The 13,574-nt window shown below is 65.6% G+C and carries 12 protein-coding genes; 7 read left to right on the forward strand and 5 right to left on the reverse strand.

What is annotated here, in order from left to right:
• Positions 1-356: 356 nt before the first annotated feature.
• The 7 genes from AM586_RS00595 to AM586_RS00625 all read left to right on the forward strand — a co-directional run bounded on the left by AM586_RS00595 (position 357) and on the right by AM586_RS00625 (position 8,009).
• Positions 357-1,340, forward strand: coding sequence for a GDP-mannose 4,6-dehydratase (locus AM586_RS00595; RefSeq protein ID WP_229412944.1), 984 nt, complete (start codon positions 357-359; stop codon positions 1,338-1,340).
• The gene (locus AM586_RS00600) at positions 1,333-2,109 is read left to right on the forward strand and encodes a YaiO family outer membrane beta-barrel protein (protein ID WP_047825619.1); all 777 of its coding nucleotides are present in this window, start codon (positions 1,333-1,335) and stop codon (positions 2,107-2,109) included. The genes AM586_RS00595 and AM586_RS00600 overlap by 8 nt, the downstream gene beginning before the upstream one ends.
• Positions 2,106-3,146 (forward strand): HEAT repeat domain-containing protein, encoded by a 1,041-nt coding sequence (locus AM586_RS00605; RefSeq protein WP_047825618.1) that lies wholly within the window; start codon positions 2,106-2,108, stop codon positions 3,144-3,146. The genes AM586_RS00600 and AM586_RS00605 overlap by 4 nt, the downstream gene beginning before the upstream one ends.
• 1 nt (position 3,147) lies before the next feature.
• Positions 3,148-4,569, forward strand: coding sequence for a glycosyltransferase family 2 protein (locus tag AM586_RS00610; RefSeq protein ID WP_047825617.1), 1,422 nt, complete (start codon positions 3,148-3,150; stop codon positions 4,567-4,569).
• A 20-nt stretch (positions 4,570-4,589) separates the two neighbouring features.
• Positions 4,590-5,534 carry an NAD-dependent epimerase/dehydratase family protein gene (locus AM586_RS00615; RefSeq protein ID WP_047825616.1) on the forward strand — a complete coding sequence of 315 codons (945 nt, stop codon included), beginning with the start codon at positions 4,590-4,592 and terminating at the stop codon, positions 5,532-5,534.
• The gene (locus AM586_RS00620; protein WP_047825615.1) at positions 5,531-6,877 is read left to right on the forward strand and encodes a nucleotide sugar dehydrogenase; all 1,347 of its coding nucleotides are present in this window, start codon (positions 5,531-5,533) and stop codon (positions 6,875-6,877) included. The genes AM586_RS00615 and AM586_RS00620 overlap by 4 nt, the downstream gene beginning before the upstream one ends.
• A gap of 223 nt (positions 6,878-7,100) precedes the next feature.
• The gene (locus tag AM586_RS00625) at positions 7,101-8,009 is read left to right on the forward strand and encodes a hypothetical protein (RefSeq protein WP_047825614.1); all 909 of its coding nucleotides are present in this window, start codon (positions 7,101-7,103) and stop codon (positions 8,007-8,009) included.
• A gap of 19 nt (positions 8,010-8,028) precedes the next feature.
• On the opposite strand, the gene AM586_RS00630 is transcribed toward AM586_RS00625, so the two are convergent.
• The 5 genes from AM586_RS00630 to AM586_RS00650 all read right to left on the reverse strand — a co-directional run bounded on the left by AM586_RS00630 (position 8,029) and on the right by AM586_RS00650 (position 13,543).
• Positions 8,029-8,757, reverse strand: a complete 729-nt coding sequence (locus AM586_RS00630; RefSeq protein ID WP_047825613.1) for an ABC transporter ATP-binding protein — start codon at positions 8,755-8,757, stop codon at positions 8,029-8,031.
• 14 nt (positions 8,758-8,771) lie between these two features.
• Positions 8,772-10,712 (reverse strand): branched-chain amino acid ABC transporter ATP-binding protein/permease, encoded by a 1,941-nt coding sequence (locus AM586_RS00635; RefSeq protein WP_047825612.1) that lies wholly within the window; start codon positions 10,710-10,712, stop codon positions 8,772-8,774.
• A gap of 3 nt (positions 10,713-10,715) precedes the next feature.
• A complete protein-coding gene (locus AM586_RS00640) occupies positions 10,716-11,606 on the reverse strand; it encodes a branched-chain amino acid ABC transporter permease (RefSeq protein WP_047825611.1) in 891 nt (296 codons plus the stop codon).
• A 127-nt stretch (positions 11,607-11,733) separates the two neighbouring features.
• Complete coding sequence (locus AM586_RS00645) at positions 11,734-12,888, reverse strand: ABC transporter substrate-binding protein (RefSeq protein ID WP_047825610.1); 1,155 nt, start codon at positions 12,886-12,888, stop codon at positions 11,734-11,736.
• 247 nt (positions 12,889-13,135) lie between these two features.
• On the reverse strand, positions 13,136-13,543 hold the full coding sequence (locus AM586_RS00650; RefSeq protein ID WP_047825609.1) for a hypothetical protein: 408 nt from the start codon (positions 13,541-13,543) through the stop codon (positions 13,136-13,138).
• Positions 13,544-13,574: the final 31 nt, after the last annotated feature.

Here is a 13,574-nt window from a genome sequence, read left to right on the forward strand (position 1 = left end):
TTGCATTTCCTGCCGAGTGAATAAAAGGCGAGACAAACAGTCGTCGACGCCGTGTAAATATGGGTTGATATTCGAGATCGCTTGTGTAGAATCGTATCCACCAACTACCAAACAACAGGGATGTAGCCGTATAACACGGATGGTATCCATTCCCTTGTAATACAGACGCCAAAGCCGCGCAGACGGCAATATGGCGCGCTCCTGGGAATGGCCAATCCGTGCCGATTGCGGCATGACGAATATTTCTTCTTCACGCAGCACTGTTAATTCTTTTTTTATTCCAGAAAACGACATGGCATTCGTCCAGGTACATGGACGGTGAGGGATTCTGTTCGCTTGGCGATGCGCATTTACCTATGAAAGAGCCAAACATGAGTACATATCTGATCACGGGCGGTGCCGGCTTCATCGGCTCCCATCTGGCCGAATCGTTGCTGGCCGACGGGCATAAAGTGATTGTCCTGGACGATTTGTCGACCGGCTCCGCCGATAATATTGAGCATTATCGCCATGATCCGAACTACGAATTGGTAATCGATACGATCATGAATGCCGATTTGATGTCCGAGTTAATGGATCGCTGTGATTACGTATTCCATATGGCCGCAGTGGTCGGTGTGCGAAGGGTATTGGAGAGTCCGATCCGGACGATCCAGAGCATTGTCCAGGGCACCGATATCGTGCTGGAACTGGCAGCCAAAAAAGATAAAACCGTATTCATCGCATCGACTTCCGAAATCTACGGCAAGTCGACCGCGCTGCCATTCAGCGAAGAAGGGGATGTCGTGCTTGGCGGTACCTGCAGGGGCCGCTGGTCCTACGCCTGCGCCAAGGCGATCGACGAATTCCTGGCGCTTGCCTATCACCGCGAATGCAATCTGAAAGTCGTGGTCGGCCGGCACTTCAATACCGTCGGGCCACGCCAGTCGGCGCGCTACGGCATGGTGCTGCCGCAGTTCATTTCCCAGGCGGTCGCCGGCGAGCCGGTGACGGTCTACGGCGACGGCCGGCAGCAGCGCTGCTTCTGCCACGTGAACGACGTGGTCTGGGCCATCAAGCGCCTGATCGTCAATCCGCAGAGCTACGGCAAGGTGTTCAACATCGGTTCGCGCGAGGAGATCTCGATCCTCGACCTGGCCCTGCTGGTCAAGGAGCGGACGCACAGCGATTCGGAAATCGTGTTCGTGCCCTACGACGCCGCCTACGACGACAATTTCGAGGACATGCGCCGGCGCATCCCCGATCTCCACCGCCTGCACGACCTGGTCGGCGAGAAGCCGCTGGTGCCGCTCAGGCAGATCATCGACCAGATGGCCGAGCACCACCTGTCCCATGCCTGACCATGTTCGCGCGCGCCGCCTGCTGGCCTGGGCGGCATGCCTGTGTGCGCTCGCGGATGCGGCCGCGCAGGAGAAGGCGCCGTATTCGGTCGACATCGGCGCCGATTATTCCCGCCTGCACTGGCCGGCGCACGATCCCGACTGGTGGACCGCAAGGGCGCAGCTGAACGCGCCGCGCGGGGACGGCGGCTGGTGGACCGCCGTCGAAAGCCAGCGCCGCGACCGCAGCACCGAGACCGAACTGGGCGCCGGCCTGTACGGACGCGCCGGCAGCTGGGTCTGGTCGGGCCAGGCCACGGTCTCGCCGGGCGCCGACTTCCTGGCGCGCTATTCGCTGCAGCCGCGGCTGGGCTGGCGCTTCGGCAACAACGTGCTCGAGGGCGGATTCATCTACAAGTCCTTCGCGGCATCGCACCTGCGCCTGGGAACGCTGGGCCTGACGAGCTACGTGGGCGACAGCGAATTCGAGATCCGGCTGACGAACGGCCACTCGGAGCCGCTGCACCGGCGCGTACAGGTGGCGACCCTGCGGGCCGCGATCGACCACGGCGGACGCTGGACCTATGGAGCCTCGGTCAGCGCCGGGCGCGGACTCTACGACATCCTGAATATTCCCGGGGTGGACGGCAACCGCGGCTGGAGCGCCGATGTGAATGCCAGATACCGGATCGACGCCACGACCAGTCTGCGGATCGGGGTCGGGCTCGGCCACGAACAGCCGGATTTCCGCGAACGGCGGATCGGCATCTCGCTCAGGAAATCATTTTGACCATCTTCACGATCTGCCTGCTGGCGCTGCTGCTGGCGCTGTCGGCCTGGCTCCTGCTCGCCGGCTGGGTCCTGTTCGACCGGCTGCGCTACGAGCGCCTGCTGGCCCGACTGGTCCGCTCTGCGGGCGCCGCTGGCTTGCCCGGCGAGCCATCCGCGCGCCTGCCGCGCGGCGCCAGCCGCGGCGCGCTGCACCGGCTGCTGCTCGATCCCGACATGCCGGCCGCGCTGCGCGACCATATTGCGCAAGGCCTGCTGGCGGCGGACGGCTTGCCGAAACTGCTGCGCGACGCCGGCGCGGGCGGCGGCGGGCGCCGCCGATGGCGCCGGATCGCGGCATGGGAAGTGCTGCGCCGCACCGGCTATGGCGGCCTGCACGGGATCCTGGGGGCCGCGCTCGCGCAGGGCGACCCGGCCGTGCAGCTGGCCGCCGTCGGCATGCTGGGCGCCCTGGCCGACCAGCGCGCGGCGGCGATGCTGGTCGAGGCCCTGCGCGAGGGCCGCGGCGCCGCCCACTGCATCGTCATGCAGCTGGACCGCTTCGAGAGCGAAGCCGTGGTTGGCTTGCTGACGCCCCTGCTCGACGACGAGCGCGCCGTGCTGCGGGTGCATGCGATCGCGGTGCTGGGCCGCCACCGGCTGCCCGGGATGGACCAGCGGCTCGGCGCCTTTGGCGGCGACGCCAACCCGGCCGTACGCAAGGCGGTGGCGCAGGCGATGGGGGATCTCGGCGGGCCGCACGCCCTGATCGTCGCGTCGGAGCTGTTGCGCGACCGGCAGGGCTATGTGAGGGCGCACGCGGTGCGCGCCCTGCACAATATTTCGCTGACGCGTCCGATCCGGCTGGATTACCTGCTGGCGCCCTTGCAGTCCGACGACGACTGGTGGGTGCGGCTGGCGGTGCGCGACGCCATGCTGCGCGCGCTGGATGGCCCATCGGGCAAGGCCCCGCAGCTCGGCGCGGGCGTGGAATGGGGGCAGGACGGCGCCGGCGACGGCCGCGCCGTGCCCGAAGTGGCCGGCGGCGGCAGGAGCTGACATGGAAACGATCGACTCGCAGATCTCGGAATTCGCCCACGGCGCGCTGGCGCTCGGCGTGGGCTATACCGCGGTGTTCTTCCTGCTGGTGGCCGGCATGCTGGCGCTGTCGTCGGCGCGGCACCGCGCTGGCGCACTGCAGCGGCGCACCGCGGACCTCGGCCTGATGGCGAAGTCGCCGTTCTCGCTGCCGGTCAGCGTGGTGGTCTCGGCCTACAACGAGGAGGCGATGATCCTGGCCTCGGTCCGTTCGCTGCTGGGGCAGACCTATTCGGAGTTCGAGGTCATCGTGGTCGACGACGGCTCGACCGACAGCACGCTGGAACTGCTGATGCAGGCCTACTCGCTGAAGCCGGACACCACGCGCTTCCCGCACGTCCTGCCGCACAAGGCGCTGCAGCGGGTCTATCTCAGCACGGTCGACACGCGCCTGATCGTGGTGTCCAAGGAGAACGGCGGCAACAAGGCCGACGCCATGAACTGCGGCGCCAACCTGACGCGCTATCCCTACCTGGTGTCGGTGGACGGCGACACCGTCTATTATCCGGACGCGCTGCTGCAGACGATGGCGCCGGTGAACCAGGACCCGGAACACATCGTCGGCATCACCAGCTTCTTCGGCAACAGCCGGGTGCCCGAAGCGCCGTCGCACGACGCCAGCGGCAAGCGCACCGTCGACATCCACCTGCTGAGCAACTTCCAGCACCTGGATCTGATGCGTTCCTTCATCGGCGCGCGCCTGGCCTGGACCCGCCTCAACTGCATGATGTGCAACCCGGGCGGCTTCGCGATCTGGCGGCGCGCCGAATTCATGGCGGTCGGCGGCTTTTCGAACAGCTTCAGCTGCGAGGACATCGAACTCACCTTCCGCATGCACGAGTGGTGCCGGCGCCGCGGCCAGCCCTACCGCCTGGTGTCCTTGCCCGGCATCGTGGCCTGCACCGAAGGTCCGGAGCGGGCGGACAGCCTGATCCGCCAACGGGCGCGCTGGCAGAAGGTGGTGCTGGAAGTGGTCTGGCATTACCGCCGCATGCTGCTGCGGCCCCGCTACGGCACGGTCGGCATGCTGGCCTTTCCCTACTTCCTCCTGTACGAAGCGATCGCGCCCACGGTGCAGCTGCTGTCGCTGCTGTCCCTGGTGCTGGCGGCCTGGCTCGGCATCATCGAATGGCCGGCCTACCTGTGCATGCTGGGGGCGGTGGCCTTCTGCGGCGCGCTCGCCGCCGCCGGCAGCGTAGCCCTGCACGACCAGAGCTACCGCGATTACCGCTTCGCGCACCTGGCCCGGCTGCTGCTGATAGGTCCGCTCGACCTGTTCTATTTCCGGCCGCTGATCATGATCGCCGGCGTGCGCGGCACCTGGCAGTTCCTGAAGGGCGACCGCGGCTGGGACAAATTCGAGCGCAACGTACGCGCTGCCTGAAGGACCTAAAGGAGAATGGCATGCATGTCCTGATTACCGGAGGGGCGGGCTTCATCGGCTCGCATACGGCCGAGAGGCTGCTGGAAGTCGGCGCCCGGGTCCGCGTCCTCGACAACTTGTCCAGCGGCAAGCTGGAGAATCTGCCGCCCGACGCGCCCAACCTGGCGTTCGTGCGCGGCGACGTGCGCGACGCGCTGGCGGTCGACGCCGCGCTGGAGGGGATCTCGCACGTTCTGCACCTCGCGGCCCAGGTCTCGGTCGCGGCCTCGGTCGAGGACCCGGTCGGCTCGGGCGCGACCAATGTCGGCGGCTTCCTGCAGGTGCTGGACAGCGCGCGCCGGCGCGGGGTACGGCGCTTCGTGTACGCCTCCAGTTCGGCGGTCTACGGACCGGTCGAAGGTGGGATGGCCTTCGAAGCCACGCCGGCGAACCCGATGTCGCCGTACGGGCTGGAAAAGAAGATCGACGACCTGTATGCGGGCCTGTACGGGCAGCTGTACGGCGTCTCCTGCGCCGGCCTGCGCTACTTCAACGTGTTCGGTCCGCGCCAGGACGCCTCCTCGCCGTATTCGGGCGTGATCAGCCTGTTCATGCGCTCGCTGCGCAGCGGCGAGCCGCTCGGCATCTACGGCGACGGCCGGCAGACCCGCGATTTCATCAACGTACGCGATGTCGCGCGGGCCAATGCCAGGGCCCTCGACGCGTCCTTCGAGGGCGTCTGCAACGTCTGCACCGGTATCCGCACCAGCCTGCTGGACCTGACCCGTATCCTCGGTGAGGTCAGTGGGCGGCCGGTGACCGTCCGCGCACTGGGCGAACGCGCGGGCGACATCCGCCATTCGTGCGGCGACAACACGCGTCTCCGCACGGAACTGGGCATTTCCACTTTCACCAGCATCGAGACCGGCTTGCGCCGGCTGTGGAACGAGACTGGTACCTACACCAAAGCCAAGGAGCCATCATGAGAGAACAGGAAGCACTTCCCAGCGGTGAGCGCATCAGCTTGTGCGAGCGGCTCGTCGACCGGATCGAAACCCGCGAGGCCGTCATCGGCATCGTCGGCCTCGGTTATGTGGGAACGCCCCTGGCGCTGCGCTATACCGAAGCAGGCTTCAGGGTCATCGGCTTCGACAAGGATCCGGACAAGATCCAAGCCCTGAACATGGGCAACAGCTACATCGAGCACATCAGTGCGGCGGCAATCGCCAGCGCGCGCGCGCGCGGGCTCGAAGCGACCACCGACATGGCGCGGGCGGCGGAAGCGGACTGCCTGATCATCTGCGTGCCGACGCCGCTGAACGCGTCGCGCGAACCGGACCTCAGCTACGTGATCGAGACCGTGGAAGCGCTGGTGCCGCACCTGCGCGAGGGCCAGATCCTGTCGCTGGAAAGCACCACCTACCCGGGCACGACGGCGGAAGAACTGAAGCCGCGCGTGGAGGGCAGGGGGCTGTCGATCGGCCAGGATTTCTTCCTGGTGTTTTCGCCCGAACGCGAGGATCCGGGCAATGCGCACTTCAGCACCCGCGACATCCCGAAGGTGTGCGGCGGCGACACGCCGGCCTGCCAGCGCGCCGGGATGGCGCTGTACGGCGCCGCGGTGGACAACGTGGTGCCGGTCAGCTCGACCCGCTCGGCGGAACTCACCAAGCTGCTGGAGAACATCTACCGTTCGGTGAACATCGGCCTGATCAACGAGATGAAGATGATCGCGGACAGCATGGACATCGACATCCACGAGGTCATCCGCGCCGCCGCCACCAAGCCCTTCGGCTTCACCGTGCACTACCCCGGTCCGGGGCTGGGCGGACACTGCATTCCGATCGACCCCTTCTACCTGACTTGGAAGGCGCGGCAGTACGGCGTCGCGACCCGCTTCATCGAACTGGCCGGCGAGATCAACGACCACATGCCGCGCTGGGTGATCGACAAGGTGGCGACGGCCCTGAACCGGGAAGGCAGGCCGATCAAGGATGCGCGCATCCTGATCCTCGGCCTGTCTTACAAGAAAGACGTGGACGACCTGCGCGAATCGCCATCGATAAAGATCATGAACATGCTCAGCGACCGCGGCGCGACGGTGGCGTATTCGGATCCGCATATCCCGTCCTACACGGGCCGCGGCAAGCACGCGCAAGCGCTCGAGAGCGTCGCGCTGACCGCGGAATCGATCGCGTCCTTCGACGTGCTGGTGCTGGCGACCAACCATGCGGACTTCGACTACCAGCTCATCCTCGACAATGCCCGGCTGATTGTCGATACGCGAGGGGTGTACAGCAGGACGCATGCGAATGTCGTGATGTCCTGAAGAATTCCGACGAATGTCCTGAAAGAAACGGCCGCCCCGGCGAAGTACGCCGGGGCGGCCGTTTTCTTGCCAAGTTCGGTATGTCTGAGGGAACAATTGGTTTTCTTTGCAATGTTTTCTTCAACGTTCCGTATGTCTGAAGGAACTATTTCCTGATTTCACATTTGTTTCCGCGCGTCATTCGGTTATGCTGGCTTTCCTTAGCACAACTAGTGGTCATGACATGCGGATTACCAAGATTTTCTCCTCGCTGGCAGTCGCCGGCCTGATCGGTTTCACTGCCTTCGGTTCGGCCAACGCCGCTACCACCACGGACGTCCTTGCGGCAACCAATACCCGCGCCATGTGGTCCTGGTACGACACTGACGTCGCCACCGTGACCAAGCAGAACACCATGCTCGACTTCGCCGTCGCACGCAAGGTGAACCGCATCTACCTGCAAAGCGAGACCCTGCTCGGCAAGCCGGCGCTGCTGGCCGCCTTCCTGGACCGCGCCGCGGCGCGCGGCATCAAGGTCGAGCTGCTGTTCGGCGCGGCCAACTGGGTGCTCCCGGTCAACCACGCTTACGTGGTCAACCTGGTCAAGCGCACCAATACCTTCGTCGCAAGCCTGAAGGGCGCACGCCCGGTCGGCATGCACTTCGATATCGAGCCGCATGGCCTGCCGGCCTGGAACACCGATCCGGTGACCCTGGGTAACCAGCTGGTCGACCTGTACGGCAAGCTGATGGCGGCCAAGGCGCCCGGCCTGACCGTCAACGCCGACATCGCGATGGGCTACGAATACGTCTCGCTGACGCGCAGCGGCGTCACCAAGACCATGTCGCAGTGGATGGTCGACGCCACCGACAGCACGACCCTGATGGACTACCGCGACTACGGCCTCGGCGTGGACAGCATCGAATCGCACGGCATGCACCCGATCTCCTACGCCCTGTCGCGCGGCAAGCACAGCACGCTGGGCGTGGAAACCACCTGCAACCAGGAGCTGGAAAAGATCACCTTCTGCGAAGAAGGCCGCGCTCGCATGGAAACCGAGCTGTCCATGGTCCGTTCCTACTTTCAGGGCAACGCCGGCTTCGGCGGCTTCGCGATCCACGACTACGCGAACTACCGCAAGCTCGCCAACTGAAGCGAGGCGCGGGGCCAGCTCAGTGCGAGTGGCCTCCGCCCAGATAGGCGGCCACCACCTTGGGATCGGTCTTCAGGCTGGCCGCCGGACCGTGCACCGCGATGCTGCCATTCTCGAGCACATAGCCATAGTCGGCCACGTTCAGGGCCGCCTGGGCGAACTGCTCGACCAGCAGCATCGTGACGCCCTCGGTCTTCAGGCGCGCGATGATGCGGAAGACTTCGTCGACCAGGATCGGCGCCAGGCCCATCGACGGTTCGTCGAGCAGCACCACTTCCGGGTTCAGCATCACCGCGCGCGCCATCGCCAGCATCTGTTGCTCGCCGCCGGACAGGGTGCCGGCCAGCTGGGTGCGGCGTTCCTTCAGGCGCGGGAACAGTTCCAGCGCGCGTTCGAGATCGTGCTGGATATCTCCTTTTGGGCGCGCCCGCGTGAAGCGCGGGAAGGCGCCCAGCAGCAGGTTGTCGGTCACGCTCATGGTGGCGAATACGCGTCGTCCCTCGGGCGAGTGGGCCAGCCCCGCGCGCGCGATGCGGTGCGAGTCGAGACCCGTGATGTCGCGGCCGTCGAGCTGGACGCTGCCGCTCTTCGGCTTGATCATGCCCGAGATGGCGCGCATGGTGGTGGTCTTGCCGGCGCCGTTGCTGCCGATGAGGGTGACCAGTTTGCCCTTCGGGACTTCCAGCGAGATCCCGTGCAGGACCTCGACCTTGCCGTAGGCGGCGTGCAGGTTCTGGATCGTTAGCATGCTTCCTCCACCTTTCAATGAGCCGCTTGCGGCGTCGCGTCGCTGGCGCCGCCCAGGTAGGCGTCGATCACCTTCGGATCCGACTGCACGCTGGCCGGGTTGCCCTCGGAGATCTTCTGGCCGAAGTCCAGCACCGTGACGGTGTCGCAGATCGACATCACGACGTCCATGTGGTGCTCGATCAGCACGATGGTGATGCCGTGGTCGCGGATCTTGCGGATGATCGCCATCAGCTCGCGGATGTCGGGCGCGGTCAGGCCGGCGGCCGGCTCGTCCAGCAACAGCAGGCGCGGGTCGAGCGCCAGCGCGCGGCCGATCTCGAGGAGGCGCTGCTTGCCGTAGGGGAGGTTGCGCGCTTCTTCCATCGCCAGGTCGGCCAGGCCGATGAATTCCAGGATCGCCGCCGCACGCTCGCGCGCCGCCGCTTCCTCGCGCTTGTAGCGCGGGGTGTGCAGCATGGCGTCGAACACGGTCGAGCGGAAGCTGTGGTGCAGGCCGACCAGCACGTTCTCGGTGGCGGTCATCTCGCCGAACAGCTGCACGTTCTGGAAGGTGCGGGCGATGCCCCCCAGCGCGATCTGCGAAGGCGTGCGGCCGGCGATGGCGTGGCCGGCGAACACGACGCCGCCGGCGGTCGGCTTGTAGATGCCGGTCAGGACGTTCATCATCGTGCTCTTGCCCGAGCCGTTCGGTCCGATCAGGCCGTGCACCGTACCGCGCGCCACGCTCAGGTCGACCAGGTTCAGCGCCTTCAGGCCGCCGAACTGCATCAGCACCTGTTCCACGCGCAGCAGTTCGCCGCCGGCGTCGGCTTGCGCGCGCATGCCGGCGAACGGGTCGGCCTGGCCGGCCCGCGCCGCCGCCACATGCAGGCGTCCGCGCCCGAACATGCTCTTGAAGAAGCCGACGATGCCGTCCTGCAGGTAGTACACGACGAACAGGGTCATCAGGCCGAAGATGCTCAGGCGCCAGTCGACCATGTTCTGCAGCTTGAAGGAGACCAGCGCCATCGCCAGCGTGCCGACCACCGGCACCGCGACCTTGGCCAGGGTGCTGCGGCCGCGCGCCAGCGCGAAGCCGGCGCCCAGCACCGCCAGCACGGCGGCGGCGACGGCGATCTTGCGGAACAGGTCGATGTCCGACAGGAGGCTGGGCAGCATCACGACGATCGCCGCGCCGATCAGCGAACCGAGGCGGCTCTTGCGCCCGCCCATGATCACCGCCAGCAGGAACAGGATGGTCAGCTCGAAGTTGTAGGTGTTGGGCGAGATGTACTGCTCCGAGTAGGCGTACAGGCCGCCCGCCAGGCCGGCGAAGCCGGCGCTGATCACGAAGGCGTACACCTTGTAGCGGTACACCGAGACGCCCATGCAGTCGGAGGCGATCGGGCTGTCGCGCAGGGCCTCGAAGGCGCGCCCGATGTGGGAGCGCAGCAGGCGGTGCACCAGCAGCAGCGACAGGAACATCAGGGCCGCCACCATGTAGTAGTACTGGACCTCGTTCAGCTCGAGGCCGGCCAGCTTCGGCTTGGTCAGCATGATCCCCATCGGACCGTCGGTGAGGAAGGTCATCTCGTTGATCAGGATCTGCACGATGGTGCCGAAGGCCAGCGTCACCATGGCCAGGTAGGGGCCGGTCACGCGCAGCGCCGGCAGCGCCAGGACCACGCCGAACAGGGCCGAGCCGAGCACGCTGGCCGGCAGCGTCAGGTACCAGGGCATGCCCAGCTTCAGCACCAGCACGCCGGTGATGTAGGAACCGATCCCGAACAGGCCGGCGTGGCCCAGCGAGACCTGGCCGGTATAGCCGACCACGATGTCCAGGCCGTACAGCAGGATGGCGTAGATCAGGATGGTCTCGGCCAGGTGCACGTAGTAGGGATTCGTGAACAGCAGCGGATAGGCCGCGACCAGGATGATGCCGAGGGCGACGGCGCTTGCAGTCTTTTTATTCATGCCTTATACCTTCTTGATCGCGGCCTTGCCGAACAGGCCGGACGGCTTCACCGCCAGCACCAGCAGCAGCAGCACCAGGCCCGGGACTTCCTTGTAGCCGGTCGACAGGTAGAAGCCGGTGGCGGTTTCGGCGATGCCGAGGATGATGCCGCCGACGATCGCGCCCATGCCCGAGGTCAGGCCGCCGATGATCGCCACCGCGAAGGCCTTCAGGCCGAGCGAGGCGCCCATGGTGGCGGAGGTCAGCGTGAGCGGCGCGATCAGGGCGCCGGCGAAGGCCGCGGTGGCCGACGACAGCGCGTACGAGAAGGTGATCACCATGCGCGTGTTGATGCCCATGAGGCCGGCGGCGTCGCGGTCGTTCGAGGTGGCGACCACCGCCTTGCCGTAGATCGACTTGCGGTTGAAGATCTCGACCGCCAGCATGATGGCCAGCGCGCCGATGATCACCAGTACCTGCATCGGCTGGACGTTCGCGCCCATCACCGTGAAGGGTTCGGACGACAGCGGGGAGGGGAAGGGCAGCACGTCCTTGCCCCAGATGTTCTCGGCCACGTTCTTGAAGATGATGGCCAGTGCGATGGTGGACATGATCCAGCCGAATTCGGACTTGATGCGGATCGCCGGGCGCACCCCGATCCACTCGACGAACATGCCCTGCAGCGCGCCGAACACGACCACGATGGGGATCATCGCCCAGTAGCCGAGATAGGGGCCGCCGTGGATGGTCCCGACCAGCGAGAGGCCGACCAGCGCGCCCAGCATCAGGGCCTCGCCCTGGCCGAAGTTCAGGGTGCCGGAGGTGGCGAAAGTGAGTTGATACCCGAAGGCGATGACGGCATAGATCATGCCGAGCGCGATGCCGGAAAAGACCAGCTGCAGAAGGATTTCCATTGTTTACCCTGTTTGACGTGCGCATGCCGTCGCTCCCGCGCAGGCGGGAGCCCAAGTTTGTCGGCGTGACGACAACCCATGCAAAACCTGGACCCCCGCCTTCGCGGGGGCGACGGTCGATCGAACTTTACTTCGCGTGTACCACGCGACCGTCCTTGACTTCGCCGAACTTGGTGTTGTCGAAGTTGATGGCCTCGTGGTCGGTCTTGCTGTAGGGCTTGTTGTAGGTCGTGACGACGCCTTCGACCGGGGTCTTCAGGTTCTCGAGGGCGGCGGCGATCTTCGGACCTTCGGTGCTGCCGGCCTGCTGGATCGCGGCGGCCAGCAGGTAGACCGAGTCGTAGCCCTGGGCGGCCGACACCGCCGACGGCATGCGGCCGCCCGGCGGGTTGTAGGCTTTCACGTAGGCGTCGATGAAGGCCTTGCGCTTCGGCGTGTCCGGATCCTGGATGAAGGTCTGCGGCATGCGTGCGCCGTCGCCGTTCTTGCCGGCGTTGTCGACGAAGTTGGCCATCGCCAGGGTCCAGCTGCCGATGATCGGCACCTTCCAGCCCAGCTTCTGCATGCCGTTGGCGATCTGCGCCAGTTCGGGACCGATGCCGTAGGTGAGCACCACGTCGGCGCCGGCCTGCTTGGCGCGCAGCAGCTGCGCGGTCATGTCGACGTCGCCGATGTTGTACTTCTCGACCACCGCCGGCTTCAGGTTCTTCTTGGCGAGCACCTTCTCGAGGTCTTCGCGGCCGAGCTGGCCGTAGTTGGTCGAGTCGGCCAGGATCGCCGGTTTCTTGAAGCCGCGGCGGGTGACTTCGTCGCCGATCATCGCCGACTGGATGGTGTCGTTGGCCGAATTGCGGAAGATGTAGTTTTCCGGCTGGCTGGCGAACTGCTTGGTGACGATCGAACCGGTGGCGACGTTGTTCATGACCGGGATCTTCGCCTGCTGGTAGAAGCGCTGCGAGGCCAGGGCCACACCGGTGTTGATGTAGCCGACCGTGGCGACCACGTGCTCCTTGTTGATCAGTTCCTGCGCCACCTGCACGCCGCGCTCGTTCTTGGCTTCGTCGTCGCGCTCGACCAGTTCGATCTTGCGGCCCAGCACGCCACCCTTGGCGTTGATCTCACTCGCGGCGAGGCGCACGCCGTCGCGCATCGACACGCCCATCGGCGCCGAACCGCCGGTGAACGGACCGGACACGCCGATCTTGATCGGATCGGCCGCCATGGCGGTCATCGAAAAACCCAGTGCTACTCCTGCAACCAATGCCTTCAGTTTGAAATCCATTGCTGTCTCCGTAGTTGATTTTTTCCAGCACGCTGGGACGCCGAGATCGACGCCGGGTCCATCGTCGGGCCATTCTAGGATAGCAATTGGGCAACAGCAAACGATTCATGTGACGCATTGCAACATGCGTCATTCATGCAAATGCGTAAGAAAAACGTAAGGAAGAGGGTGTATGAGGGCAAAAAAAGAGGCCACGCCGTAGCGTGACCTCCCCATTTTAGTGCATTTGCGCTGCTTGTCGAGTGGATCAGCGATGCCCGCGCCAGCCGTGGCCGCCGTGCCGGTAGCCGCCGCCGCTCCAGTGGTTCCAGCTGAAGCCGAGGCCGATCGTCACCGGCGGATACCAGAACGGATCGTAGACCGGCGCCGGTGCGTAGATCGGGGCCGGTGCATAGACCGGCGCCGGCGCATACACGGGCTGGGCCGGGGCCGGGCTGTAGGTCACGACATCCGAGGTCGTGACACGGCCGGCCTGACCCGAGGCCGCAGCCTGGGCCGCGGTGCCGTTCGGGACCGGCGTGACCGAAACGACCTGCCAGCCGTTCGCGTCCGGCGCCTGTGCATAGGCACGGCTGCCGTAGTTGGCGGGACCCGGATACTGGGTCGCGCAGCCGCTCAGGGCGGCAACTGCAAGAATAATGGCGAGTTTTTTCATGGCGGTTCTCCTCACCTGCATATCATATCGA

Source organism: Massilia sp. WG5, from assembly GCF_001412595.2.
GTDB lineage: Bacteria > Pseudomonadota > Gammaproteobacteria > Burkholderiales > Burkholderiaceae_D > Telluria.

What these genes read in the sequence shown, in the direction of transcription:
- AM586_RS00595 (WP_229412944.1), top strand. Translation starts at nt 357, where the DNA reads ATGAAAGAGCCAAACATGAGTACATATCTGATCACGGGCGGTGCCGGC.
- AM586_RS00645 (WP_047825610.1), bottom strand. Translation starts at nt 12,888, where the DNA reads ATGGATTTCAAACTGAAGGCATTGGTTGCAGGAGTAGCACTGGGTTTT.
- AM586_RS00615 (WP_047825616.1), top strand. Translation starts at nt 4,590, where the DNA reads ATGCATGTCCTGATTACCGGAGGGGCGGGCTTCATCGGCTCGCATACG.
- AM586_RS00625 (WP_047825614.1), top strand. Translation starts at nt 7,101, where the DNA reads ATGCGGATTACCAAGATTTTCTCCTCGCTGGCAGTCGCCGGCCTGATC.
- AM586_RS00650 (WP_047825609.1), bottom strand. Translation starts at nt 13,543, where the DNA reads ATGAAAAAACTCGCCATTATTCTTGCAGTTGCCGCCCTGAGCGGCTGC.
- AM586_RS00600 (WP_047825619.1), top strand. Translation starts at nt 1,333, where the DNA reads ATGCCTGACCATGTTCGCGCGCGCCGCCTGCTGGCCTGGGCGGCATGC.
- AM586_RS00620 (WP_047825615.1), top strand. Translation starts at nt 5,531, where the DNA reads ATGAGAGAACAGGAAGCACTTCCCAGCGGTGAGCGCATCAGCTTGTGC.
- AM586_RS00635 (WP_047825612.1), bottom strand. Translation starts at nt 10,712, where the DNA reads ATGAATAAAAAGACTGCAAGCGCCGTCGCCCTCGGCATCATCCTGGTC.
- AM586_RS00610 (WP_047825617.1), top strand. Translation starts at nt 3,148, where the DNA reads ATGGAAACGATCGACTCGCAGATCTCGGAATTCGCCCACGGCGCGCTG.
- AM586_RS00640 (WP_047825611.1), bottom strand. Translation starts at nt 11,606, where the DNA reads ATGGAAATCCTTCTGCAGCTGGTCTTTTCCGGCATCGCGCTCGGCATG.
- AM586_RS00630 (WP_047825613.1), bottom strand. Translation starts at nt 8,757, where the DNA reads ATGCTAACGATCCAGAACCTGCACGCCGCCTACGGCAAGGTCGAGGTC.